The organism is Leucobacter iarius, from assembly GCF_039530105.1.
In the GTDB taxonomy this organism is placed as follows: domain Bacteria; phylum Actinomycetota; class Actinomycetes; order Actinomycetales; family Microbacteriaceae; genus Leucobacter; species Leucobacter iarius.
The window spans coordinates 1,665,614-1,690,677 of record NZ_BAAAOB010000001.1 but is presented as its reverse complement, the minus strand read 5'-3'; the positions used below and the strand labels follow the sequence as shown (position 1 = coordinate 1,690,677).

Annotated in this window: 22 protein-coding genes and 1 tRNA gene; 7 read left to right on the top strand and 16 right to left on the bottom strand. The window is 70.7% G+C overall.

All coding sequences use genetic code 11. From position 1 onward, the window contains the following. Positions 1-67: 67 nt before the first annotated feature. Both ABD169_RS07530 and ABD169_RS07525 read right to left on the bottom strand, forming a co-directional pair. Complete coding sequence (locus ABD169_RS07530; RefSeq protein ID WP_344031082.1) at positions 68-1,381, bottom strand: D-arabinono-1,4-lactone oxidase; 1,314 nt, start codon at positions 1,379-1,381, stop codon at positions 68-70. Next, entirely contained in the window at positions 1,369-2,631 is a 1,263-nt protein-coding gene (locus ABD169_RS07525) for an alanine racemase (protein ID WP_344031080.1), read from the bottom strand. Before ABD169_RS07525 ends, ABD169_RS07530 begins: the two co-directional genes overlap by 13 nt. A gap of 248 nt (positions 2,632-2,879) precedes the next feature. Between ABD169_RS07525 and ABD169_RS07520 the strand changes: the two genes are divergently transcribed. Both ABD169_RS07520 and ABD169_RS07515 read left to right on the top strand, forming a co-directional pair. Further along, positions 2,880-3,557 carry a HEAT repeat domain-containing protein gene (locus tag ABD169_RS07520; RefSeq protein ID WP_344031078.1) on the top strand — a complete coding sequence of 226 codons (678 nt, stop codon included), beginning with the start codon at positions 2,880-2,882 and terminating at the stop codon, positions 3,555-3,557. Positions 3,558-3,579: 22 nt separating this feature from the next. Continuing rightward, positions 3,580-4,596 carry a HEAT repeat domain-containing protein gene (locus ABD169_RS07515; RefSeq protein ID WP_344031076.1) on the top strand — a complete coding sequence of 339 codons (1,017 nt, stop codon included), beginning with the start codon at positions 3,580-3,582 and terminating at the stop codon, positions 4,594-4,596. 28 nt (positions 4,597-4,624) lie between these two features. Here ABD169_RS07515 and ABD169_RS07510 read toward each other — a convergent pair whose 3' ends face one another. Together ABD169_RS07510 and ABD169_RS16175 are read right to left on the bottom strand one after the other, a co-directional pair. Continuing rightward, complete coding sequence (locus tag ABD169_RS07510) at positions 4,625-5,143, bottom strand: hypothetical protein (RefSeq protein ID WP_344031074.1); 519 nt, start codon at positions 5,141-5,143, stop codon at positions 4,625-4,627. Between the two features lie 512 nt (positions 5,144-5,655). Then, positions 5,656-6,030, bottom strand: a complete 375-nt coding sequence (locus ABD169_RS16175; protein WP_425560951.1) for a DUF2510 domain-containing protein — start codon at positions 6,028-6,030, stop codon at positions 5,656-5,658. 274 nt (positions 6,031-6,304) lie between these two features. On the opposite strand from ABD169_RS16175, the gene ABD169_RS07505 reads away from it, so the two are divergent. Further along, on the top strand, positions 6,305-6,442 hold the full coding sequence (locus ABD169_RS07505; RefSeq protein ID WP_344031072.1) for a hypothetical protein: 138 nt from the start codon (positions 6,305-6,307) through the stop codon (positions 6,440-6,442). A 128-nt stretch (positions 6,443-6,570) separates the two neighbouring features. Here ABD169_RS07505 and ABD169_RS07500 read toward each other — a convergent pair whose 3' ends face one another. From ABD169_RS07500 to ABD169_RS07490, 3 genes are all read right to left on the bottom strand, one after another. Further along, complete coding sequence (locus ABD169_RS07500) at positions 6,571-7,329, bottom strand: hypothetical protein (protein ID WP_344031070.1); 759 nt, start codon at positions 7,327-7,329, stop codon at positions 6,571-6,573. A gap of 87 nt (positions 7,330-7,416) precedes the next feature. Continuing rightward, positions 7,417-7,490 (bottom strand) — tRNA-Leu (locus ABD169_RS07495). Positions 7,491-7,686: 196 nt separating this feature from the next. Then, on the bottom strand, positions 7,687-9,534 hold the full coding sequence (locus ABD169_RS07490) for a phosphoenolpyruvate carboxykinase (GTP) (RefSeq protein ID WP_046455008.1): 1,848 nt from the start codon (positions 9,532-9,534) through the stop codon (positions 7,687-7,689). 115 nt (positions 9,535-9,649) lie between these two features. On the opposite strand from ABD169_RS07490, the gene ABD169_RS07485 reads away from it, so the two are divergent. Continuing rightward, positions 9,650-11,119, top strand: coding sequence for a helix-turn-helix domain-containing protein (locus ABD169_RS07485; protein WP_344031068.1), 1,470 nt, complete (start codon positions 9,650-9,652; stop codon positions 11,117-11,119). 12 nt (positions 11,120-11,131) lie between these two features. Here the strand turns inward: ABD169_RS07485 and ABD169_RS07480 are convergent, their stop codons facing one another. The 6 genes from ABD169_RS07480 to hisS form a co-directional block, all read right to left on the bottom strand. After that, positions 11,132-12,094, bottom strand: coding sequence for a methyltransferase family protein (locus ABD169_RS07480; RefSeq protein ID WP_344031066.1), 963 nt, complete (start codon positions 12,092-12,094; stop codon positions 11,132-11,134). A 93-nt stretch (positions 12,095-12,187) separates the two neighbouring features. Next, a complete protein-coding gene (locus tag ABD169_RS07475) occupies positions 12,188-13,528 on the bottom strand; it encodes an NAD(P)/FAD-dependent oxidoreductase (RefSeq protein WP_046455010.1) in 1,341 nt (446 codons plus the stop codon). Positions 13,529-13,715: 187 nt separating this feature from the next. Then, entirely contained in the window at positions 13,716-14,210 is a 495-nt protein-coding gene (locus ABD169_RS07470) for a DUF501 domain-containing protein (protein WP_099722465.1), read from the bottom strand. Further along, positions 14,207-14,758, bottom strand: coding sequence for an FtsB family cell division protein (locus tag ABD169_RS07465; RefSeq protein WP_344031063.1), 552 nt, complete (start codon positions 14,756-14,758; stop codon positions 14,207-14,209). Before ABD169_RS07465 ends, ABD169_RS07470 begins: the two co-directional genes overlap by 4 nt. Before the next feature lie 21 nt (positions 14,759-14,779). Continuing rightward, a complete protein-coding gene (gene eno, locus ABD169_RS07460) occupies positions 14,780-16,069 on the bottom strand; it encodes a phosphopyruvate hydratase (protein WP_197074161.1) in 1,290 nt (429 codons plus the stop codon). 104 nt (positions 16,070-16,173) lie between these two features. Beyond that, positions 16,174-17,472, bottom strand: coding sequence for a histidine--tRNA ligase (hisS, locus tag ABD169_RS07455; protein WP_046455013.1), 1,299 nt, complete (start codon positions 17,470-17,472; stop codon positions 16,174-16,176). A gap of 181 nt (positions 17,473-17,653) precedes the next feature. Here hisS and ABD169_RS07450 point away from each other — a divergent pair, with 181 nt between their 5' ends. After that, entirely contained in the window at positions 17,654-18,709 is a 1,056-nt protein-coding gene (locus ABD169_RS07450; RefSeq protein ID WP_344031061.1) for a hypothetical protein, read from the top strand. Then, the gene (locus ABD169_RS07445; protein WP_344031059.1) at positions 18,709-19,071 is read left to right on the top strand and encodes a GntR family transcriptional regulator; all 363 of its coding nucleotides are present in this window, start codon (positions 18,709-18,711) and stop codon (positions 19,069-19,071) included. The genes ABD169_RS07450 and ABD169_RS07445 overlap by 1 nt, the downstream gene beginning before the upstream one ends. A gap of 25 nt (positions 19,072-19,096) precedes the next feature. Here ABD169_RS07445 and ABD169_RS07440 read toward each other — a convergent pair whose 3' ends face one another. Continuing rightward, positions 19,097-19,843: a MazG nucleotide pyrophosphohydrolase domain-containing protein gene (locus ABD169_RS07440; RefSeq protein ID WP_344031057.1), complete on the bottom strand. Its 747-nt coding sequence runs from the start codon at positions 19,841-19,843 to the stop codon at positions 19,097-19,099. Between the two features lie 266 nt (positions 19,844-20,109). Between ABD169_RS07440 and ABD169_RS07435 the strand changes: the two genes are divergently transcribed. Continuing rightward, positions 20,110-20,646: a hypothetical protein gene (locus ABD169_RS07435; protein WP_344031055.1), complete on the top strand. Its 537-nt coding sequence runs from the start codon at positions 20,110-20,112 to the stop codon at positions 20,644-20,646. Positions 20,647-20,795: 149 nt separating this feature from the next. Here the strand turns inward: ABD169_RS07435 and mfd are convergent, their stop codons facing one another. Both mfd and pth read right to left on the bottom strand, forming a co-directional pair. Next, positions 20,796-24,470, bottom strand: a complete 3,675-nt coding sequence (gene mfd / locus ABD169_RS07430; protein ID WP_344031053.1) for a transcription-repair coupling factor — start codon at positions 24,468-24,470, stop codon at positions 20,796-20,798. After that, positions 24,467-25,057, bottom strand: coding sequence for an aminoacyl-tRNA hydrolase (pth, locus tag ABD169_RS07425; protein ID WP_344031051.1), 591 nt, complete (start codon positions 25,055-25,057; stop codon positions 24,467-24,469). Before pth ends, mfd begins: the two co-directional genes overlap by 4 nt. Positions 25,058-25,064: the final 7 nt, after the last annotated feature.

Below are 25,064 nucleotides of genomic sequence, written 5' to 3'. Positions count from 1 at the left end.
CAGTCTATCGGCGCGCACCGACAATCGGCAGGGAAACGGGAATCGTTCTCCCGCGGAGGAATCCGGCCTACGCCCCCAGCACGCGGCGCAGGTACGGGTTCGCGAACACCCGATCCGGGTCGAGCCGATCGCGCGCCTCGACGAAGCGGTCGAAGTCGGGGTACCGCTCGCTCAGCGACGCGGCGTCCTGCGTGTGCATCTTGCCCCAGTGCGGACGCCCCTCGTGCGCGGCCAGGATCGCCTCGGCTTCGCGGAAGTACTCGCGGTCGGGATCGCGGAAGTAGCGGTGCACCGCGATGTAGCCGGACTCGCGTCCGCTCGCCGTCGACAGCAGCCGGTCGTCTGCAGCCGCGGCGCGCACCTCGATCGGGAACGAGATCCGGTAGTCGCGGCGCTCGATCAGCGCGCGCAGCTCGCGCAGCGCCGTCGGCACGGCCTCGAGCGGGACGCTGTACTCCATCTCGCGGAACTTCACCCGGCGCCGGGTCACGAAGACGCGGTGCGAGAGGTCGCGATAGCTGCGCCGGCTCGAGACCTGCTCGATCATACGGTTGAGCGCCGGCGTGCTCGCCGGGACCCAGCGCTCGAACGAGACGAGACCCGCGAGAGCGGCGTTGTTGACGAGCTCCTCGTCGACGAAGCGCGAGACGGTGCCGAGCGGCTCGGCGCCCGCCGCGACCGGCATGCGGGTGTTGGTCTTGGTACGCGTCCCCTCGGTGTGCGGGAACCAGTAGAACTCGAAGTGGTCGGAATCGCGGCAGCGCTGCTCGTAGCTCTCGAGGACCTCCTCGAACGGCGCCGGCGCCTCGACCGCGTGCAGCAGGTAGCTCGGCACGCACTGGATCGTGACGGTGACGAGGACGCCGAGCGCCCCGAGCCCGAGCGCGACGGCGGGCAGCAGTTCGGCGTTCTCGGTCTCGCTGACGGTCAGGACCTCGCCGGTCCCGGTGACGAGCGTCGCGCCGACCACCCGGCTGGCGAGGCCGCCGTAGCCGAGCCCCGTGCCGTGGGTGCCGGTCTGGGTCGCCCCGGTGATCGTCTGCCGATCGATGTCGCCCATGTTCTCGAGCGCGAGCCCCAGCGGATCGAGGATGTCGGGCAGCTGCCAGAGCCGGGTACCGCCCCAGAGCGTCACCCGCCCGCGCGGCAGATCCGCCGAGACCATGCCCTGCATGCGATCGAGCTCGATCCGGATCCCGTCCGTCGCGCCGATCGCGGTGAAGCTGTGCGAGGCGCCGATCGGCTTCACGGTGTGCCCGGTCTCGCGGGCGCGCTCGACGGCGCGCACCACGTGATCGATCGATTCGGGCGCGATCACGGTCGCCGGTTGCGACGACTCCGTGCGCGCCCAGTTCTGCCAGCGTGCGCTCACAGGAAGCACCGCCCCTCTCCTCGATAGGTCGGCAGCTCGTCGACGACGGCGGCCTCCTGCACCAGCACTGCGGCGTTCGTGTGCTCCATGATCTCGCCGGACTTGGTGTGGCGCAGCCAGACCCGATCCCCGGCCCGCAGCCCCGCGGCCGCTCGGCCGAGCAGCGGGGTCTGCACCTCGCCCGCGCCCTCGCGCGGCGCGAACCGCAGGCCCTCCGGCCAGGCCAGCGTCGGCGAGCGGTCGGCGCCGGCCACTCCGGAGGCGATCCAGCCGCCCCCGAGCAGGGTCGCCGTCTCGGCGCTCGGCTTGCGCACGACGTCGAGCGCGAACGCGGTGGCGGGGGCCGGGGTGAACGACCGGTACCCGTCGAACAGGCGCGGACCGAAGAGCCCGCTGCCCGCCGCGACCTCGGTCACCGCGCCCTCCGACACGGTCCGCTCGATCGACCCGGTGCCTCCCCCGTTCACGAACTCGAGGTCCGCCACCGCGCGCACCGCGGCGATGGCCCGCGCCCGGCGCTCCACCAGCTCCGCGCCGCTCGCACGCTGCACCGCCCGCATCAGGGCGCCGTTCAGCGGCCGCCCGGGAGGATCGTCGGTGACGCCGGCGATCTGCGCCTCGTAGGACATGACCCCGACGAGCGCGAAGCCGTCGCGACGCAGCACCAGTTCGGCCAGCGCGCGCAGCTCGGCCGGCTCATGCACCGGCGAACGCAGCACGCCGATGTGTCCGAGCGCCCGGGTGCGCCAGGACGCGTCGAAGTCCAGGCAGACGCGGATCGGCGCCGCGCGCTCGGCGGGCGGAACGGCCGCATCGATCAGGTCGAGCTGCGCCGCGCTGTCGATCATCACGCTCACCGCAGCCGATGCCCGCTCGCTCGACGCGAGCGAGCGGATCGCCGCGCGGTTCGCCGTGGGGTACGCGACGACCACGTCGTCGGAGACCCCGCTCTCGGCGAGCCAGACCGCCTCGTCCAGCGTGTAGGCCAGGATGCCGCGGTACCCGGGCAGCGCGAGCACCGATTCGAGGACGCTCCGCACCCGGATCGATTTGCTGGCGACACGGATCGGGAGCCCGCCTGCGCGGCGCAGCAGATCGTGCGCGTTCCAACTCAGCGCCTCGACGCTCAGCGCCACGACGGGCGCGGGGAGCTCCCGCGTCGCGGAGGACAGGCTCGTCCAATAGCGCTCGGGGTCCGTGCGCCAGGTCTGTTCAGCGGCTCGGGCGCGCAGCGTCGCGGCCCCCAGATCGAATGCCATGTCCGCAGTGTAGTGGGCGGACCATGAGGCACGGGGAACGCCTCAGCTGGGATCGCCCGATCCCATGCGACGACGCCACCAGCCGCGCACGCGCATGAAGATGCCGAGGATGGCCGCGGTGAGCAGCGAGACGACGAGGAGGATCTTGGCGAGGATCACGCTCCGAGCGTACCGTTCGCGGCTTCCTGCTCCGCACGCTTGACCTTGACACGGTGTCAAGGTGTGGACTACTCGTGGAAGGAGATCCCATGAACACCCAGATCCCGAAGACCAGGCTCCGCGCCGACCGGTTGGCGCTCGCGCTGCGCGCGAGCGATCCCTCCGCGCGCCTGCAGGCCGCACTCACGGCGGGCACGACGCCCGAGCCGGAGTTCGTCGCGCCCCTCGTCGCCCGCTGCGGCGTCGAGCCCGATTTCTCGGTGCGCGACATGCTCACCTGGGCGCTCACCCGCATGCCGCGCGAGCTGGCGCTGCCCGCCGTGCTCGCCGAGCTCGACTCCCCCGTCGCGCTTGCCCGCAGCCAGGCCCTGCACACGCTGTCGAAGTTCGGTGATCCCGCGACCTGGTCCGCGATCCGCACGGAGTTCCTGCACGACGCGGATCCCGACATCGCCCGCACCGCCTGGCGCGCGGCCGTCGCGGTCGCGCCGGAGCCCGCGCACGCCGGACTCGCGCGCGAGCTGGCAGCCGAGTTCGGTCGGGGCGACTCCGAGACCATGCGCAGCCTGAGCCGCGCGCTCGTCGCGCTCGGCGACGCCGCGACCGTGCCCGTGCGGGACGCGAGCCGCGACCCGGACCCCGCCATCCGGATCCACGCGCTCGCGACCGCGCGCCTCCTCGAGGACCCCGACGCGTCGTTCGCCCTCGATCCCGCCGACGCGGGTCGCATGGCCACGGCGTTCTCCGGGAGCCGCGGTGCGCATTAGCGAGGTCGCGAGCCGGTCGGGCGTGAGCGCGCGCATGCTGCGCTACTACGACCGGCTCGGAGTGGTGCGCCCCTCGGGGCGCACCACTTCCGGCTACCGCGAGTACGCCGAGCAGGACGTCTGGCGGCTGCTCCGAGTCGAGGGGCTGCGCTCGCTCGGACTCAGCCTGCAGGAGGTGCAGCGCGTGATCGACGCGTCCCCGGACGCGCACGAGCTGATGCCTCCGGCCCTGCTCGGCGAACTCGTCGCCCGCACCCGCGAGCAGATGCAGCAGCACCGAGAGCTGCTCGACCGGCTGGAGCAGCTCGCGGCCTCGGGTCCGGGCGATTGGGCGGAGGCGCTCGACACCGTCCAGCTGCTCAAGCGGCTGGGTTCGGGGCGTCCGGAGGCCCGGTATCGAGCGGCGCTCGATGCCGCATCCGGATCCGCACCGCCTGCCGCCCCGATCGCGGAGGCGCTGCTCGGGGAAGACGAGACGAACGCCGCGGGCGCGCTGCGCTGGGCGCTGGCGCGCGCCGACGCCGGATCCGACGCCGACGGCCCGGCCGGAGCGGTCGCCGCGCTCGATCCCGTGTTCACCCACCCGGATCCCGCGGTGCGCGAACGCGCCGTCCGCGCGCTCGCGTCGCTGGATCCCGCCCGCTCCGAGGCGCTGCTCCTGCGCGCGCTCGAGGATCCGGTGCGCTCCGTGCGCGGCCTCGCGGCGCTCGCGCTGGGGCGGCACGGCGGCGCAGCGGGGATCCGGGCGGTCCCGGTGCTCATCGCGCTCGTGGTCGACGGGTCGCGCGATGTCGACGCCGCAGAGGCGCTCGGCACAGTCGCCGCGTCCGCGGACCCGCGGGTCGCCGAGCGGATCGTGCGCGCCTTCGCCGCGCGCGTCGACGCGTTCGACTCGGCGCCGGAGGAACGCGCGCGGATCGCGCAGGCGCTCGCGGAGCTGCCGCTCGCGGTCACGGAGCCGCTGCTCGAGCGGCTCGCCGCCGACCCGGACCGCAGCACCGCCCGGATCGCGGCGTACGTGCGCGGCATCGCGGAATAGGCGAGTCCCCCGACTGGGATTCGAACCCCTATTCCCTGACAGAAGTATTCGTCGACCGCCGCTTGCCCCCTCCCCTGAAACTACCCGCTGGATCTGGTCGGGTGTGGGCAAACGACTCAGGCGGCGAACCGCACTTGGTGCCCCTGTCGAGCACATCAGCAACATGCTCAGGATCGTCATCGAAGAGGCCCACGTAGGTGTCGAGCGTCATCGCGGCCGAGGCGTTCCCGGGCATCCGCTGGACAGCCTGGAGATTCGTCTCAGCGCTCATCACCAGAGCGGCCGCCGCGTGGCATCGGTCGTCCGCGACGGCAACTTCGTCTACATGGTCGAGTCTGGCGAGGCCCGCGTCACCTTCCAGACTGAGGGCCGCCAGGTCCGGTTCACGATCCCGCTCCCGGACCGGGCAGCGAAGGAGTTCACGCACCACTCGCGCGGCGTGCGCACGGCGTCGGCGCGCGATGCGGCATACGAGCAGGCGACCCGGCAGCGGTGGCTCGCGCTCGTCGTGAAGGCGAAGCTCAAGGCGATCGATCTTCGCGCACATCGTGCTCCCGTCCGGGCGCACCGTATTCGAGGAGACGGCCGAGCAGGTCGCCCACCTCATCGAGTCCGGCATGCCGGGCCGCCTGATGCTCGAAGGAGGAGCACGATGAGTCGCCGGCAGGTGCGCTGCATCCAGGACCGGTGCACCGAGATCGCGCGCCCGGGGTATGTGCTGGTCGCACTACTCGAAGCACGCAGGGAGGGCGCTCTCCCACACATCACCCCGAAGGCGGTGCCGGTCCAGGCGCCGCCTTCCCCGTCTCTCGGAGAGGCCAGGCACCGACCGCAGCAGCCGTGCGACCGGTGCGGCATCGACATCCCGGAAGGTGCGCGCATCCTCCAGCTTTGCCGGGACTGTCTCTCCGTCGTCCGAGGATCGGAACGACTCGCATGGGCGGCAGCGTGACCACCGCGGTCGACCCCTACGCGGTCAGCGTGGTGCCGTCCCAGGCGCTCGCGGCGTATCGGCAGCTCGGCGCGGTCGCGGCTATTGCCTAGGCGTGTCCCATTCGATCACGGCCACAACGCTCGGTGCCGCGAAGAATGGCTCGAACTGGCAGCTGATCTGCATATCCGGGATGGCGGAAACTTCGTCAGCTCGTCCCGGATTGCGTTGAGCGTGGTTTCCATCGATTGGAAGGTCGTCTTGTAGATCATCGCTTGCCCAATGCCTCTAGCGACATCAACGTGTCCGTCTACGGCCGCGTGCGCTTCTGACCAGTGGGTTCCGAGCCACCACCGGTAGAGCCCTCCATCTTGAAGGTGCCAGCCGATCTGTCGGGATTCAGGGGCGGGCGGCTGGGCGTCTCCGGTCCAATTTTTCCCGTCCCAGTAGCCAAGGTCGCCGGTAGGTGTCGGGTACCAGCCGGGCGGGAAGTTCGAAGCCATGAAGGCACCCTACCGCCGCGCCCGCAACCGCGGCGCGGCCAACCACAACAGACAAGGAGAACACCATGACCGCTGAGATGCGGATCCTGACCGTGCGGCAGCCCTGGGCCTGGGCGATCATGCACGGCGGGAAGAACGTCGAGAACCGCGTGCGGAACATCGCGGGAGCCCGGTCGCGATTCACGCTGGCAAGACCGACGACAGCGAGGCTCTCGCATCCTGGCCCGCCAGGGCCTCCTGGCCGGGGCCGGTCGATCGGGGAACGATCATCGGCGTGGTCGACCTCGTCGACGTGCACGAGAGCCCGGCGCTCGTCGGCATCGCCGACGTCGCCAACCTCCTCGCGCAGGGCAAGCTCATCGTCTCCGACCGCTGCGAGACGTTCCTCGCCGAGGTCACCGAATACGAGTAGGACGAGAAGGCCAGCACCGGAGGCCGCGACGAGGTCGTGAAGAAGGACGAACACGCGATGGACGCCGCGCGCTACGCGATCCGCTCCACCATCGGCCAGTGGGAACCGATCATCTACGCTCTCGCGGCCTAGTCGAGGGGAACTGTGATGCGGCGGTCAACACGGGTTTCATCACGCATCTCGAAGCCGAGCAGCTCTATTGCCCGCACGTGGCCGGCGTACAGGCCAGCTTCAAGAACTAGCGAACCCCCTTGGGGCAGGGTGATCGGCTCCTTCTTCATGCCGTTGCTGCGAGTTGTTGCTGATCGTCCGACCGCTGTGGCTTCGAACAGCGGAGCTTGACCAACATTCACGATCCGAAATTTGCCTCCGTCCAAACGGTGGACCTCAAAGCTCGGCTCACGAGGAGGCATGCCTTCCGCCGCAATGTGGTTGGCACGACGCGCGATGAACAACGCCCATATCGAGACGCCGAAAGCGCCCAACGCGCCGATCCCACTAGCTGCGTTCCACATGTCCATAGCCAACGACCATACCGGGAGGTAGATCCACATGCCGATGCCCGGCCCCAACACGCCCTGGCCCCGAAGGAATGGGCGCCCGCGTACGCGCAGTACGCCGAGAACGACGCCTGGCTGACCGGCGACGTCTCGAAGCTCCAGGAGCTCTACCGTCCGGACGGCAGCGCGACGCACACCCGGAACGGCGTCCCGCACCGCGGCGGCCTCGCCGACATCGCGCAGCGCATGTTCTGGGGCCGCCCGGTCCCCGCGGGCGAGCAGCGCCCCCGCCTGCATATTCCCGCGGCCGGCGACCTCGCCACGCTCGCCTCGGACCTTCAGCATTCCGACCCGCCCGTCACCTCTTTTGCGGGCGACGCGCAGCACAACACTGTAGTGCAGGCCCGCCTCGCCGAGGCAGGACCGCCTCCGATTCCCCTAGTGATTTCTAGGCGAGGCGGCGCTTCCTCTGCGTCCCCCGACTGGGATTCGAACCCAGACTGAACCGATTTTAAGTCGGTTGCCTCTGCCAGTTGGGCTATCGGGGGGGGCGAACTTCCATCGTGCCACAGCGCGTGGGAGCGCCCGGCGCACGGTCACCCGGGCCCGCTCTGGGCCCACCCGCGCAAAAGAGTGAGCCCCGAGCTGGGCAGAACTCGGGGCTCACGGTAGGTCGTGGGGTTCGAGCTGGGCAGAACCCGAACCCCACAGCTGTGGCGGTCGACCGGAGGCCGACCGAAATCATCAGGCGGAGAGGCGCCCTCGCAGCGTCTCGAGCTCCTGGTGCAGGCGAGCCGGCACGCGGTCGCCGAACTGCGCGAAGAACTCCTCGGTCAGCTCCGCCTCGGCCAGCCAGGAGGCCGGGTCGATCGCGAACAGCTCGTCGAGGTCGGCGGCCGGGAGATCCAGGCCGTCGAGGTTCAGCTCGCCCTCGGCGGGCACGGTGCCGACCGCGGTCTCGCGACCCTCGACCTCGCCGGCGATGCGGCGGATCACCCAGTCGATGACGCGCGAGTTGTCGCCGAATCCGGGCCACAGGAAGCGGCCGTCGGCGCCCTTGCGGAACCAGTTCACCTGGAAGATCTTCGGAGCCTTCTCGCCGAGCTTCTCGCCCATCTCGAGCCAGTGGCCCCAGTAGTCGGCCATGTTGTAGCCGCAGAAGGGCAGCATCGCAAAGGGATCGCGGCGCAGCTCGCCGACCGAACCCTCCTGAGCGGCGGTCTTCTCCGAGCCCATGGTCGCGCCGACGAACACGCCGTGCTCCCAGCTGAGCGACTGCGCCACGAGCGGCACGTTGGTCGCGCGGCGGCCGCCGAAGAGGATCACGTCGAGCGGGACGCCGTCCTGCTCGTACCAGTCGTCGGCGAGGGTCGGGGTCTGCTGGATCGGCACGGTGAAGCGCGAGTTCGGGTGCGCCGCCGGTCGGCCGGACTCGGGGGTCCAGTCGTTGCCCTGCCAGTCGATCAGGTGGTCGGGGACCTCATCGGTCATGCCCTCCCACCAGACATCGCCCTGATCGGTGAGCGCGACGTTGGTGAAGATGGTGTTGCCCCAGAGGGTCTCCATCGCGACCGGGTTGGTCGACGCGCCGGTGCCCGGTGCGACGCCGAAGAAGCCGGCCTCGGGGTTGATCGCGTACATGCGACCGTCCTTGCCGGGGCGGAGCCAGGCGATGTCGTCGCCGATGGTCTCGACCTTCCAGCCGGGGATCGTCGGCTGGAGCATCGCGAGGTTGGTCTTGCCGCAGGCCGAGGGGAACGCGGCGGACAGGTGGTAGTCCTTGCCGGTCGCGGTGTCGGTCAGCTTGAGCAGCAGCATGTGCTCGGCGAGCCAGCCCTCGTTGCGGCCCATCACCGAGGCGATGCGCAGCGCGAAGCACTTCTTCGAGAGCAGGGCGTTGCCGCCGTAGCCCGAGCCGAACGACCAGACCTCGAGCGTGTCGGGGAAGTGCGTGATGTACTTCGTGTCGCTGCACGGCCATTCGACGTCCTGCTGGCCCGGCTCGAGCGGAGCGCCGACCGAGTGCACGGTGCGGACCCACTCGCTGCCGGCGGTGATGCCGTCGAGCGCGTCCTGGCCCATGCGGGTCATGATGCGCATGTTGAGCACGGCGTAGGGCGAATCGGTGAGCTGGACGCCCAGCTGCGAGATCGCACCGCCGACGGGGCCCATCGAGAATGGCACCACGTACATGGTGCGGCCGCGCATGGAGCCCGCGAAGAACGGCTGCAGTTCGGCCTTCATCTCGGCCGGCGCGCGCCAGTTGTTGGTGGGGCCCGCATCCGCCTCGTTCTCGGAGCAGATGAAGGTGCGGTCCTCGACGCGCGCCACGTCGCCCGGGTGGGAGCGAGCGAGGAAGCTGCCGGGACGCAGATCCTTGTTGAGCGGGAGCAGGGTGCCCGCCTCGACCATCTCGGAGGTGAGCTGCGCCCACTCCTCCTGGGATCCGTCGCACCAGACGACGGCCTCGGGACGGGTGAGTTCGGCGACCTCGGTCACCCAGGTGAGCACCTCGGCCACATCGGTGGTCGCGTTGCTGCGGACCAGCTCGGCGATCGTGGCTTCCGGCGCGAGAGTCGTGGCGCTGCCCATGACGTCGTACTCCTCGGGTAAGAAACGGTGGTAGACCCATTCTCGGACGCCCTTCGGACACCGAACCGTCACTTTCGACTGTAAAGAATCGCACTTCTTGCCGTATAGTCAAGGAATGGCCCCCCACTCGGATTCCATCACCGACGACAGCGCGAGCCAGCGCCTCCTGCTCGGCAAGCGCATCAAGCACTTCCGCGTCGCGGCCGGACTCACCCTCGATCAGCTCGGCGAACGCGTCGGGGTCGTCGCGAGCCAGCTCTCCCACATCGAGAACGGCCGGCGGGAGCCTCGGCTGTCCCTCCTGCAGGGAATCGCGCAGGCCCTCGATGTCGACACCGCCGAGCTGCTCAAGGCCGAGGCCCCGGATCGCCGCAGCGCGCTCGAGATCGAACTCGATCGCGCGCAGGCGCTCCCCCTCTACGCGCAGCTGCAGCTCCCCCGGGTCCGCATGCCGAAGTCGCTCAGCGACGACGCCCTCGAATCGCTGGTCGGGCTGCACCGGGAGCTGCTGCGCCGTTCGCGCGCCGCGGCCGCGACCCCCGAGGAGGCTCGCCGGGCCAACACGCGCATCCGCATGCAGATGCGCGAGCGCGACAACTACCTGCCCGAGCTGGAGCGCGCCGCGGACGAGCTGATGAGCCGCCTCGGCCCCCGCTACGGCGCGCTGCGCCACCGCGAGGTGGCCGTGCTCGCCGAGTCGCTCGGCTTCACCCTGATCTTCGCCGACGACCTACCGCCGAACACGCGCAGCATCACCGATCTCGAGGGCGGCCGCATCTACCTGCCGCCCGCCTCGATCCCCGGCGGTCACGGGCTGCGCTCCCTCGCGCTCCAGGCGATGGGCCACCGCGTGCTCGGGCACCGGCCGCCGGCGAGCTACGCCGAGTTCCTCGAGCAGCGGCTGCAGATCAACTACTTCGCCGCGGCCTGCCTGATCCCGGAGGCCCGCGCCGCCGAGTTCCTGCAGCAGGCCAAACGCGAGCGGAACCTCGCGATCGAGGATCTGCGCGACGCCTTCGGCGTGACGCACGAGGCCGCCGCGCACCGCTTCACGAACCTCGCGACCGAGCACCTCGGCCTGCGCGTCCACTTCTACCGGGCCGACGGCGCGGGTACGCTGCAGCGCGGCTACGAGAACGACGGCCTGCCGTTCCCCGCAGACGAGTCCGGTTCGGTCGAGGGGCAGCCGCTGTGCCGCAAGTGGGCCGGGCGTACCGCGTTCAACCGGACCAACCGCACGAGCGAGTTCTACCAGTACACCGACACCCCGGCGGGCACGTTCTGGGCGAGCGCGCAGACCGGTGATGCCGAGCAGGGCCCGTTCTCGATCACCTTCGGGGTGCCGTTCGACGACGCGAAGTGGTTCCGCGGTCGGGAGACCACCACGCGGACCTCGTCCACCTGCCCGGATCCGTCGTGCTGCCGCACCGCCGAGGGCGGACTGCTCGAACGCTGGGAGGGGAAGGCCTGGCCGAGCGCGCGCATGCACGCGCACGTGCTCTCTCCCCTGCCGACCGGGTCGTTCCCCGGCGTCGACGACACCGAGATGTACGAGTTCCTGTCACGGCACTCCGACGAGGGCTGAGCCCGACCCCGCTCACCCGACGGGGCGCAGCCGCGGCACCCAGCACCGCACCCGGGCCCGGTAGGCCTCGAACTCCGCGCCGAAGCGACGCGCGAGGTCGTCCTCCTCGAACGGGCGCACGAGCTCGTTCCAATAGAGGATCCCGCAGAGCGCGTAGACGGCGACCAGCCAGGAGCTGCCACAGAGCCCGACCCCGAACGCCTGCACGATCCCGGCCAGCGCCATCGGGTTCCGCACGAGGCGGTAGGGACCCGTGAGCACGAGCCGGTTCGCGGCGGCCGAGGGCAGCGGCGTGCCGTCGCCGCGCAGCGCCATCGCGAACGCCGACCAGACGCCGAGCGCACTCGCCAGCAGCAGGATCCCGGCGCCGAGCACGCGCACGGCGACGGGGAACTCCACCCGCAGCGCCCAGCGCCACTCCAGCAGCGCGATCCCGAGCGGGATCACCCCGAGGAACAGGATCCAGAACACCGACATCTGCAGCAGGGTCCGCACGAGCTGCCGGAGCGGCGGAGTCCCGCGCCGCGCAGTGCCGAAGCCGAGCGGACCTGCGAGCGCGGCGTCGGCGGGGATCCTGCCGAAGCGCAGCAGCAGCCAGGCGAGGGCGCTCCCGATGCCCGCGGCGCCCATGAGCAGCGCGCCCCAGCCCGCCGCCCCGGTGACCGTGGCGACGACGATCATCGCCCCCGCGACGAGCAGGGTCCAGGGCACGGCGATCCAGACCGCCCATCGGGCGCCGAGCGCGACGAGCGCGGAGGCGAGCACGAACAGCGGCACGTCGGCCGCGGCCATGAGCACCGGATCGATGCCGCCCAGCGTCGCACGACGCACCGCGGGGACGGTGAACACCGCGATCCACCAGACCGCGCCGGCGATCGCCTGCAGCCCGAAGTACGCGCGGCCGATCGTGCGCGAGGCGGCGCTCTCGCGCACCCACCGCCCGGAGCCCAGCAGTGCCCCGGCAGCCTGGTTCATGATTTCAGTCTAGGGAGTCCGCACAGCACCCCCGGACACGGCAGCGCCCCGCCGGGCGAATGGCTCGGCGGGGCGCTGCGGTGGAGCTGAGGATTACTCGGCTGCGGGCTTCGGACGGCTCGCGAACTCCTGGAAGATCGCCTTCGGCTCCTGAACGGCCTCGATGTTCACGACATCGCGACCCAGGAAGAAGTGCCCGACCCAGCCGCCGAACACGCGCCACTTGCGCTCCCACGTGGGGATCGCGAGGCCGTGGTAGAAGCGGTGCGCGAGCCACGCGAAGTAGCCCTTCATCGCGAACTTGCCCGACTGGAACACGCCGGTGTTCAGTCCGAGGCCCGCAACCGCGCCGGCGTTCTTGTGGTTGTACTCGCGCACGCCCTCGCCGCGCAGGTCGGCGACGATGTTCTTGGCGAGCAGCTTGCCCTGGCGCACGGCGTGCTGCGCGTTGGGCACGCAGAAGCCGCCGGGGCCGGGGGTCGCCGAGATGTCGGGGACCTGCGAGGTGTCGCCGGCGGTCCATGCGCCGTCGAGCTCCGAGCCGTCCTCCGACGTGATGCGCAGGTTGGGGCTCGCGATCACGTGGCCGCGGGGGCCGATCGGCAGGTCGGTGCCGCGCAGGAACGGGCGGGGCATGACGCCCGCGGTCCAGACGATGAGGTCGGACTCGTAGTTCTCGCCCGTCGAGAGCTCGATCTTGCCGTCGACGGCCGAGCTGAGCTGCGTGTCGAGGTGGATGTCGACGCCGCGGCGGGTCTGGTCCTTGACGACCCAGTTCGCCGTCTCCTGCGACACCTCGGGCATGATCCGTCCCATGGCCTCGATGAGGTGGAACTTCGTCTCGTCGAAGGTGATCTCGGGGTAGCGGCGCAGCAGCGAGGTGGCGAACGAGCGCAGCTCGGAGATCGACTCGATGCCGGCGAAGCCGCCGCCCACGACGGTGACGGTGAGGAGCTTCGCGCGCTCGGGGCTGCCGGCGGGCAGCGACGCGGCGCGCTCGAAGTTGCCGACCATGCGGTCGCGCACGGCGACGGCCTCTTCGATGGTCTTCATGCCGATCGCGTTGTCGGCGATGCCGGCGATCGGGAAGGTGCGCGAGACCGAACCGGTGGTGACCACGATGTGGTCGTACGCGAACTCGAAGGGCTCGCCCTCGGTCGGCGTGACCGTGGCGGTCTTCGTGGCGTGCGAGATGCCCGTGACCTTGCCCGCGATGTTCGCGGTGCGGTTCAGGTGGCGGCGACGCGCCACGACCGCGTGACGGGGCTCGATGGAGCCCGATGCCACCTCGGGGAGGAACGGCAGGTACGCCATGTAGGGCAGCGGGTCAACGATGGTGACCTCGGCCTCACCGGCACGGAGCATCTTCTCGAGCTTCCATGCCGTGTAGAACCCGGCGTAGCCGCCGCCGACGATCAGAATCTTCTTCGCCACGAAGCAGTCTCCTTGGGACGCATAGCTGATGAGCACCCGAGTAGAAACGGGCACAGAAAAACCGGGCGACGTCCGCCCGATGTTTTCAGTCTACTCCCGGGAAACGGGTGGGTGGTGCGCTTTCTGCTGTTTTCGTGCGCGGAAGGCACAGAAGCGGGTGCGAATCAGCGTTTGCGCCGCAGAAGGTTCAGCCGTTCTGCCAGTGGGCGAGTCCCGCACGCTCGAGCGCGAGGTCGCCGATGGGGTTGACGCCCTTGCCCGCGGCCAGCGCGTGGCCGACGAGCGCGTGCAGGCACTTGACCCGGTTGGGCATGCCGCCGGCGCTGACGCCGGCGAGCTCGGGCACCTCGCCCAGCTGATCGCGATCCTCGATGTAGGCGCGGTGCGCTTCACCGTAGGCGGCGAGCACCGCTTCGTCCTCGGCGAGGAGCTCGTTGTACTCGACCATGACGCCGGTCGCCTCGAGACGCGATGCCGCGGCGACCGCCTCCGGGTGGCACAGGTAGTAGAAGGTGGGGAACGGGGAGCCGTCCGGCAGTCGCGGCGAGGTGGCCACGACCGCGGGGCTGCCGTCGGCCGCGCGCGCGGCGATGCCGACGACGCCTCGGGCTTCGCGGCCCAGCTGCTCGCTCACCGCAGCGATATCGGCCTCGGTCGGTGCGGGGTACGGGGGCCTGCTCACGGTGCCTGCTTCTCCTGGGTCTTGGGGGTCTCGGTGGTCTTGGCGGTCGGGCTCGGAGCGGTCTGCTTCGAGCCGGTGCCCGACTTCTGCTGCGCCCGCGCATCGGGGCTCAGCTGCTCGGGGGTCGCGGCGGTCGTTCCGGCCCCGAGGGTCGACGACACCAGCGACTTCGCCCAGTTCCGGTCGATCCGGGAGAGCTTCGAGCTGGTGCCGTCGGTGCGCTCCGGGGGCAGCACGACGTCGCTGATCACGCTCAGCTGGGTCTCCCCCGGCATCACGTAGAACAGTCGGCCGCGCGCCTGGGAGCGCACGTAGACCGGATCCTTCCACTTCGCCCGCTCGGCGTCGATCTCGTTCACCGCTTCGCGGTGCTGCTTCACGCTCTCCCGGAGTTCCGAGATCTGGCGCTGCTGCTGCACGAAGGTCGACAGGATGGGGCTGATCGCGAACGCGCCGATGACGACGAGCGCGATGTTGATCACGGTGAAGGCGCTGAAGCGGAGGCTCGAGGACCAGTCCCCGGCCCCCTGGGCTTCGCGCTTCGCCATGGAAGGATCCGGTCCGGGTGCTTAGTTCGCGTCCGCGGTGAAGCGGGGGAACGCGGCGCGGCCGGCGTAGCGCGCAGCGCCGCCGAGCTCCTCCTCGATGCGGAGCAGCTGGTTGTACTTGGCGACGCGATCGGAGCGGGCAGGTGCACCGGTCTTGATCTGGCCGCAGTCGGTCGCGACGGCGAGGTCGGCGATGGTGACGTCTTCGGTCTCGCCCGAACGGTGCGACATGACGGCGGTGTAGCCCGAGCGCTGCGCGAGCTGCACGGCGTCGAGAGTCTCGGTGAGCGTACCGATCTGGTTGACCTTGACGAGGATCGAGTTGGCGGTGCCCTTCTCGATGCCCTCGGCGAGACGCGCCGGGTTGGTGACGAACAGGTCGTCGCCGACGAGCTGCACGCGCGCGCCGATCTCGTCGGTGAGGTGCTTCCAGCCGTCCCAGTCGCTCTCGTCGAGCGGGTCCTCGATGGAGACCAGCGGGTAGCGGTCGAGCAGATCGGCGTAGTACGCGCTCATCTCGGCCGCGGTGCGATCCTGGCCCTCGAACTTGTAGACGCCGTTCTCGTAGAACTCCGACGACGCCACGTCGAGCGCGACGGCCACGTCGCGGCCCGGCACGTAGCCGGCGCGCTCGATGGCCTCGACGATCAGGTCGAGCGCCTCGGCGTTGGTGGGCAGGTCGGGAGCGAAGCCGCCCTCGTCGCCCAGGCCCGTCGAGAGGCCCTTCTCGTTGAGGAGCGACTTGAGCGCGTGGTAGACCTCGACGCCCCAGCGGAGCCCCTCCGAGAAGGTCTCGGCGCCGAGCGGCACCGCCATGAACTCCTGGATGTCGACGCCGGTGTCGGCGTGCGCGCCGCCGTTGATGATGTTCATGAGCGGCACGGGGAGCGTGCTCGCGTTCGGGCCGCCCAGGTAGCGGTAGAGCGGCAGACCGGCCGACTCGGCGGCGGCGTGCGCCACCGCGAGGCTGACGCCGAGGATCGCGTTCGCACCCAGGGCGCTCTTGTTGTCGGTGCCGTCGGCCTCGATGAGCGCCATGTCGATGAGGCGCTGGTCGTCGGCGGCGAAGTCGTCGATGGCCGGGCCGAGGCGGTCGAACACCGCGTCGACGGCCTTCAGCACGCCCTTGCCCTGGTAGCGATCGGCGTCGCCGTCGCGGAGTTCGTAGGCCTCGAAGGCCCCGGTCGATGCGCCCGACGGGACGGCTGCGCGCCCCACGGAGCTGTCGGTCAGGCCGACCTCGACCTCGACGGTCGGGTTGCCTCGCGAGTCGAGAATCTCGCGTGCGATCACCGCATCGATAAATGCCACCATGCACTCCTTGCATTCGCCGTGGGGGTTGAACGGTACCGGGAGCCGGCACCGGGATCGAGTCTACCGGCGAGCCCCGTCGGGACGCGCCGGAGACGCTGTGGCTACGCGGAGAGTTCGCGCAGTTCGAGCGCGTCGACGTCGCGCTCCCCCGCCCGGACGTTCGCGAAGCGGGTGAAGCCCTGCTCGGCCACGCGGGCCAGCAGCGTCTTCATGTTCTTCTGCCGGCGCTCGAGCCGCACGCGGTGCCCGCGCGCGACGAGCGCGGCCTTGAGCGAGGCCAGGTCGGCGGGAGCCGCATCGGCGTCGTGCACGAGGGCGACGGCCTCGGGGCCGGTCGACGCGGGCAGCTCGATGAGGTCGACGATCCGCTCGAAGCCGATCGACGAGCCGACGGCCGGCACGTCCTGGCCGAGGAAGCGGCCGATCATGCCGTCGTAGCGTCCGCCGCCGCCGACCGAGCTGCCGGAGCCCGGGTGCGCCACCTCGAAGATGGTGCCCGTGTAGTAGCCCATGCCGCGCACGAGCGTCGGGTCGAAGCGCAGCTCGACGCCCTCGGGCAGCACGCCTTCGAGCGCGGCGCCGATCTCGGCGAGGTTCGCGACGCCCTCGGCGGCGGCTCCCGCGGGCAGGACCGCGGAGATCGCCTCCGCGGTGAGCGGGATCCCGTCGCCCGCGAGGCGCGGCTCGACCGCGGCCAGCACGGCACCGAGTCGCTCGGCGGCCTCGGGATCGAGTTCGCGGAGCTCGCCGATGACGCCCTCGGCCCCGATCTTGTCGAGCTTGTCGACGATGATCAGTGCGCGGTCGTGGGTCTCGGGCGCGAAGCCGCAGTGGTCGAGCAGACCGAAGAGGATCCGGCGATCGTTCACGCGGAACACGCAGCCGGTGAGGCCGAGTTCGGCGAACACCCGCGAGGTCGCCGAGAGCAGCTCGACCTCGGCGAGCAGGCCGGCCTCGCCGATGACGTCGATGTCGACCTGCACGAACTGCCGGTAGCGCCCCTTCTGCGGACGTTCGGCGCGCCAGACGGGCCCCATCTGGATCGAGCGGAACACGGGCGGCAGCTCGGCGCGGTGGCTCGCGTAGAAGCGCGACAGCGGCACGGTCAGGTCGAAGCGGAGGCCGAGGTCGGCAAGCTGCTCGGCGTCGCCGGTCTCGGCCGCGGCGGCGAGCGCCTCGGCGCCGAGGCCGCGCTTGAGGATCGAGAAGCTGAGCTTCTCGTTGTCGCCGCCCAGCCCGGCGTGCAGGCGCGCGTGATCCTCGACGACGGGCGTCTCGATCTCGTCGAAGCCGTGATCGCGGTAGACGCGCTTGATCACGCTGAAGGCGTGCTCGCGCTTCGCCTTGTCTGCCGGAAGGAAGTCGCGCATGCCGCGGGGCGGGTTCACCTGTGAGGCCATGCGGACCATTCTTCCATCTCGGCGCGGGCTTCCGCGTCGCGGCGTGTTGCGGGCGGTCGGGACGCGAGGAGACCCTGGGGCGAAATCTTGATCTGCGCAGCCAGCACAAGTTGTGCTACTTTCTCAGCACAAGACGATCGACGAGCACCTCCGGCTCACGGACCGCCCCGAAAGGACGGACATGGACACGCTCATCCAGCTGCTCCACTCAGCCAAGGAACTCTTCCCGGTCGAGGTCGCCCTCACGCTCGGCACCGTATTCTTCGCCCTGTCATGGATCCGACCGCGCAGCACGGTCCAGCTCCCCTCCCGGAAGCAGGCGGCGCTGCCCCTCTTCCTGTGGGGCATCGTCTCAGCGCTCCTGGTGCTCGGGATCGGAACGACGACCAGCTGGATCGCCGCGAGCAACCCGATGCACGTCGACTGGGACGCGTGGTGGCAACGCCCGCTCCCGCTCTTCGCCACCGCCGCCCTGCTGCTCGTCGTGGCGCTCCCCCTCCGCCTGGCCGGAGTGCCGGCGCCAGGCCACCGCGCGATCACCCCTCGCCGCCGCTGGTGGGAGTTCACGCCGAGGACCCTGCTCTGGATCACGGCGATCACGGGCACGCTCGGACTCCTCACCGCAGGGTGGCAGATCCTGATCGGAGTGTCGGTCCCGAGCGACGGGGACCGTTACGGCATCGGCTCCATCCCGACCGATCTTCCGGCATTCGGCCGGTTCCAGGATGGCATGGGCTATTACTGGGGAGCCGGTTGGCCGAACCACCTGCTCACCCTGGTCGCCCTCCTACTCTGCGCGATCGCGCTACCGCTCGCACTGGACGCGGGGGCCAACCGTCCGGCTCCCGTCGATGCCCTCGCTGCTGAAGTTCGCGTATCGCGCGAGGCCGCGGCCAGGACCATGACGCTCTTCGCGCTGGGCGGGATCCTTCTGACGCTCGGGGCAGTCTGGGCCTTCGTCGGCTTCGTCGGCGAGATCATCGTCGGCGTCGATGGTCTCGCGGCTTCCCCCGGAGAGCTCGTCACCATCGGCACGGGCTACCGGGATGTCGCACGACCGCTCCACTGGGCCGGCTACATCGTGCAGGGAATCGGGGCGGCGTTGCTCATGCGTCTCGCCGTCGATCTCGTCCGTTCCTTCGTCTCGGGGCGGCGAGCGGAGGCGAGGGCGGTCGCCAGCAGCGCCGTCGGCGTCGGCGTCGGCGGAGGAATCGCCCGCGCGGAAGGCGAGCAGTGATGACCACGCCGGGAACCGCCGACGAGCTCGCCGAGCTGTTCCGGGGAGCGATCCGCTCGGGCCGGCTCGGCGACGGCGAGCGGCTGCCGACCGTGCGGCAGACCGCACGCGATTTCGGCCTCGCGCAGGCCACCACCGCGAAGGCCTACAAGCAGCTCGAGTCGGAGGGGCTGGTCATCACGCGCACCGCCGCGGGCACCCGCGTCGCCCCCGGCGCCTCACGGGCGCCGCAGCCCGTGGTCGAGGCGGCGCGGCGTCTCGCCGAGGCCGTCCAGAGCGCGGGAACCTCGCTCGACGACGCGGTCGCGGTGCTGCGCGCGCTCTGGGCCGAGCCCGAGGAACCCGGCGCCGGAAACGCTTGAGCCGGCCAGGAGGCGCGTCCGCGCCTCACTCCCCCGGCAGAGCCCGAGCGGCGAGTCGGTCCACCGCGCGACGCAGCGCGCGATCCGGATCCACACCCAGCGCGTTCGCGCGCACCACCAGATCGATCAGCGCATCACCGAGTTCCGCCTCGGCCTCGGCACCGTTCACGGCCTCCTCCGCGCGCACTCGGCCATTCGGGCGCTCCGCCGCGGGATCCAGCGCACCGGCGCGCTTCAGCCGCTCCACGACCTTCGCCGCTCGGGCCAGCGTCGGCATCCCTGCGGGGATCCCCTCGAGCGCCCCGCGCGATCCGCGCCGCTCCCCCGCGGCGTCCTCCTTGAGCCGCTCCCACTCGGCGTGCAGCTCCTCGACGCTCAGGTATCCGCGATCCCCGAAGACGTGCGGGTGCCGCGCGATGAGCTTCTCGTTCAGCCCGCTCGCGATCGCGTCCAGGTCGTACCCCTCGCCGTCCCGCTCCGCGAGCGCCGCGTGGAACAGCACCTGGTACAGCACGTCGCCGAGCTCTCCGCGGACCTCGTCGGCCGGCAGCTCGCGCTCGATCGCATCGACGACCTCGGCGCTCTCCTCGATGAGAAACGGGACGAGCGAGGCATGCGTCTGCACTCCGTGCCAGGCGCACCCGCCGTCGGCGACGAGCCTGCGGACGGTCTCCCGCACCGCGGCCACCGGATCCGACGCCGGAATCGGCACCGTTGCCCCCGCCGCCTCGACCCCATCCGTGCCGAACACCTCAGCTCCGCTCTCGCTCATGCTCGAACCCTATCGCGGCGCACCGGAGCGCCACCGAGTCCCGAATTCTTCGCACTGATCAGGGCATGCCCACAAAAGATTGAATATTCAATTGATCATTTATGTGAAAACAAACATTTCATTGCGGTCACAATTCCCTGACCCCAGCAGCGATATCCCGCATCCGGGGATTTCACATGACTTAGGCTCGCAGAGGCCGGAAACGGTCCGGGCCGAGGCGATCTCGCGCTCATCCCCCCGCAGACATTCCAGACAGGAGTCACCTGATGACGAAGGCCATCCTTCCCCGTATCGGCGGCATCGCCGCAGCGATCGCGCTCACCGTGAGCATGGCGGCCTGCGCCGGCGGCCAGAGCGTCGCCGACGCCTGCAAGCTGGTGAAGACCACCGACAGCAAGATCTCGGAGTCGAACTCGGATATCGCGAACAGCATGTCGAAGCTCACCGAGGGCGAGAAGGTCGACTTCGCAGCCGCGCTCGATCCGGTGTCCAAGGCGCTCAAGGACACCCAGTCGAAGATCACCAACGACAAGGTCAAGCCGCAGTACGACAAGATGGTGGCCGGCTTCGAATCCGTGAAGAAGTCGCTCGCGGGCATCGACATGTCCGTCTTCGCCGGCCTGGCCGACCTGAAGAACCTCGACATGTCGGACCCCGCCTCGATGCAGAAGATCGAGGAGCTCCGCAAGAAGAGCGAGGCCGCCCAGGCCGAGTTCTCGAAGGTCCAGAAGGACCTCGAGACCTCGCAGAAGGACATGACCGGCGCCGTCTCCGAGATCAACAAGGTCTGCAACGCCGGCTGATCCGGCCGCCGAGCGAGGCCCCGGCCTCGCCGCACCCGCAACGGGCGCCGCACGGGATTCCTCCCGGCGGCGCCCGTTCCGCGTTTCCGGCGAACGTAGTCGGATTTCGACGCGCGAGCCCGCTCAGTCGGCGGATCGAACGGGCCCGCTCAGCCGGCGGCCGGCGGATCCGCTTCGAGCAGCGTGCCGAGCACGCGGCCCGTCCAGGCGACGATGTCGCCCTCGTCGCCCATGCGCTTCTGTCCCACGCCCGCGAGCGGGCTGCGCGAGGAGGCGGTCCCGCCCGGCAGCGGGATCTGCAGCGTCTTGGTCGACTCGGTGTAGCGCGAACCCGGGTACATGCGGTTCATGCGCATGCGGCGCGAGTCGAGGAGCTCGACCGGCTCGATCCGCAGGTTCGGACCGGCCGCGACGACCTTCGCGAGACCCAGCTTCGCGGCCCGGCGACGCAGCGCGGACACGGAGGCCAGGCGCTGCACCTCTTCAGGCGGAGCGCCGTAGCGGTCGGTCAGCTCCTCCAGCACGAGGGCCACGTGGTCCTCGGGCGCCTGCGGGTGGGCCGACGCCGCGAACTTCTGGTAGGCCTCGAGGCGCAGGCGCTCGCTCTCGACGTACTCCTCGGGGATGTGCGCGTCGACCGGCAGCTCGAGCACCAGCTCGCTCGGCCCCGTCGTCTCCTCGCCCTTGAACGTGTTCACGGCCTCGCCGATCATGCGCAGGTAGAGGTCGAAGCCGACCCCCGCGATGTGGCCCGACTGCTCGCCGCCGAGCAGGTTGCCCGCGCCGCGCAGCTCGAGATCCTTCAGGGCGACCTGCATGCCCGAACCGAGCTCGTTGTTCGTCGCGAGCGTGTCGAGCCGCTCGTGCGCGTGCTCGGTGAGGGGCTTGTCGGGGTCGTAGAGGAAGTAGGCGTAGGCGCGTTCGCGGCTGCGCCCGACGCGCCCGCGGAGCTGGTGCAGCTGGCTCAGGCCGTACTTGTCGGCCGCGTCGATGATGATCGTGTTCGCGTTGGCGATGTCGAGCCCGGTCTCGATGATCGTCGTCGAAACGAGCACGTCGAACTTGCGCTCCCAGAAGTCCTGCACGACCTGCTCGAGCTGGTGCTCGCTCAGCTTGCCGTGCGCGACCGCGACCCGCGCCTCGGGCACGAGCTCCGAGATCTGCGCCGCGATTCGGGTGATCGACTGCACCCGGTTGTGCACGAAGAACACCTGCCCCTCGCGCAGCAGCTCGCGTCGGATCGCCGCGGTGATCTGCTTGTCGCTGCGGGGGCCGACGAAGGTGAGGATCGGGTGCCGATCCTCGGGGGCCGTCGCGAGGGTCGACATCTCGCGGATGCCGGTGACCGCCATCTCGAGCGTGCGCGGGATCGGGGTCGCGCTCATCGCGAGGATGTCGACGTTGGTCTTGAGCTTCTTCAGCGCGTCCTTGTGCTCGACGCCGAAGCGCTGCTCCTCGTCGATGATGAGCAGGCCGATGTCCTTGTAGGCCACGCTCTCGGCGAGCAGCCGGTGCGTGCCGATCACGACGTCGACCGTACCGGCGGCGAGACCCTCGATGGTGTCCTTCGACTCCTTCTCGCTCTGGAACCGGCTGAGCGGGCGGATCCGCACCGGGAAGCCGGCGAAGCGGTTCTGGAACGTCTCGAGGTGCTGGCTGACGAGCAGCGTCGTCGGCACGAGCATGGCGACCTGCTTGCCGTCCTGCACCGCCTTGAACGCGGCGCGCACCGCGACCTCGGTCTTGCCGAAGCCCACATCGCCCGCGACCAGGCGATCCATCGGGATCTCGCGCTCCATGTCGCGCTTGACCTCGTCGATCGTGGTGAGCTGGTCGAGGGTCTCCGCGTAGGGGAACGCCTCTTCGAGCTCGTGCTGCCACGGGGTGTCGGGCGAGAAGGCGTGCCCCTTCGACGCCACGCGCGCCGAGTAGAGCTTCACGAGCTCCACCGCGATGTCGCGCACCGCCTTGCGGGCCTTCTTCTTCGCGTTGGCCCAGTCGCTGCCGCCCATCTTCGACAGCGGGGGCGCTTCGCCGCCGACGTAGCGCGACAGCTGGTCGAGCTGGTCGGTGGGCACGTAGAGCTTGTCCTTCGGCATGCCGCGCTTGGTCGAGGCGTACTCGAGCACGAGGTACTCGCGCAGCGCCTTCACCGCGTCGCGGCCGATGCCGGTCGGCACCATGCGCTGCGTCAGCTCGACGAACCGGCCGATGCCGTGCGTCTCGTGCACCACGTAGTCGCCGGCCACCAGCTTCAGCGGGTCGACGACGTTCTTGCCGCGCCGCTTCGCGAGCTTCTGCCCGCTCGCCGCCTGGCTCGACACGGCCCGACCGAAGAACTCGGCCTCGGTCGCGAGCAGCAGCTTCGCCTCGGCGCTCTCGAACCCGGTCCAGGCGGTGCCCGGCACGAGGTGGATCACTCCCGGCTCGGGACGCTCGGGCAGCTCGTCGAGCATGCGGGCGGCCGCTCCGGCCTCCGAGAGCATGTCGCGCGCGCGTTCGACCAGGCCGACGCCCTGTGCGGTCACGACGACGGTCCAGCCGTCCCGCAGCCGCTCCGCGAACAGGCGGATCGCCGCGCCGGTGGGATCGGCGGACCCCGCGGCACGCGGGAAGGGGGCCCCGTGCACGGCGATGACGGACGGATCGGCGCCATCGGCGGAGCCGGCCGCGGCCGCCCCGCCGTCGAGCTCGCCGGCGCCCGGATCCTCGGGCCCCTGCACGAAGCTCGAGACCGTCCACCAGGGGCGCCGCCCGGCCGCGGCCCGCAGCTCGGCGACCGACAGCATCCCGCTGTCCTCGACCGGGACCGGGGCGTCGGCGCCCGCGGTCGCCGCCGACCAGGCCGCCTCGAGGAACTCCCGGTTGGTGTCGGCGAGACTGACCGCGCGCCCGGCGACCCGCTCGGGCGAGGCGACCAGCACGGATCCGCCCTCGGGCAGCAGCGCGGTCAGCGGACGCAGCCCGTCGACCAGTTGCGGCAGCAGGCTCTCCATGCCCTCGACCGCGATCCCCTGGCTCATCTTCTCGAGCAGCGAGCCGAGCGCCGGGAACTTCGGCAGCAGCTCGGCGGCGCGCTCGCGCACCGCGTCGGTGAGCAGCAGCTCGCGCGCGTGCCAGAGCTCGATCCCGGGCAGCGGGTCGCCCGCGCTGCGCTGATCGGACACGGCGAAGCGGCGGATCTGATCCACCTCGTCGCCGAAGAAGTCGACGCGCACCGCCTGCTCGGCGGTGGGCGGGAAGACGTCGAGGATCCCGCCGCGCACGGCGAACTCGCCGCGCCGGGTCACCATGTCGACCCGGGTGTAGGCGCGGGCGACGAGCTCACGGGCGATGGCCTCGAGCCCGCGGGCACCGGCGACCTCGGGCTCGGCACCGGCGCGCAGCACGATGGGCTCGGCGAAGGCCGCGTGCGGCGAGACCGGCTGCAGCGCGGCGCGGATCGACGCGACCAGGATCAGGGGGCGCGAATCGTCGTGCTCGCGCAGCAGGCGCAGCGCGAGCGCCCGGCGCCCCACCGTCTCGACGCTGGGGCTCAGGCGCTCGTGCGGCAGGGTCTCCCAGGCCGGGAACTCCGCCGTGACCGCATCGGGGACGATCGACTGCAGCGCGGTGCGCAGGGCGTCCGCCTCGCGGCTCGTCGCCGCGATGACGAGCAGCGCGCCGCGGTCGCCCGCGGCCCGGCGCCGGCGCAGCAGTCCGGCGATCAGTGGGGCGCGCAGCCCCTCGACCACCGAGAACTCGGCGTCGCCGCTCGCCGCGTCGAGCGCCGACGCGAACGACGGCGCGTGTTCGAGCAGCCGATCGATCCCGTGCAGGGTCACTTCGCATCCCTCCCGTGGAAGCGCTGCTGGGCGGCGAGCAGCCCCTCGTCGGCGAGCTGTTCGGCCGCGTCGGCGGCGTCCTCCAGCAGCACGGCGAGCGCATCGCGCTCGGTCGAGGCGAACGGCTTCAGCACGTAGTCGGCGGGATCCTGGCGCCCGGGCGGTCGCCCGACGCCGATGCGCACGCGCAGGAACTCCGGCGTGCCGAGCGCCTTCGCGATGTCGCGCAGACCGTTGTGGCCGCCGTGGCCGCCGCCCTGCTTGAGCTTGATGGTGTCGAACGGGATGTCGAGCTCGTCGTGGAGCACGATGACGTGATCCGGCTCGATCCCGAAGTAGGAGACGAGCGACGAGACGGGGCCGCCCGAGGTGTTCATGTAGCTGTTCGGCTTCGCGAGGATCAGCTTCGGCCCGCCCGGTCGCAGCCAGCCCTCGGCGACGCGCGCGTTGCTGCGGTGCGACCCGAAGCCCGCACCGATGCGGTCGGCGAGCACGTCGAGCGCCATCTGGCCCACGTTGTGGCGCGTCGCCTCGTACTGGGCTCCGGGGTTGCCGAGGCCGACGACCAGCCAGTTGTCCTGCGCCACCGTTGCT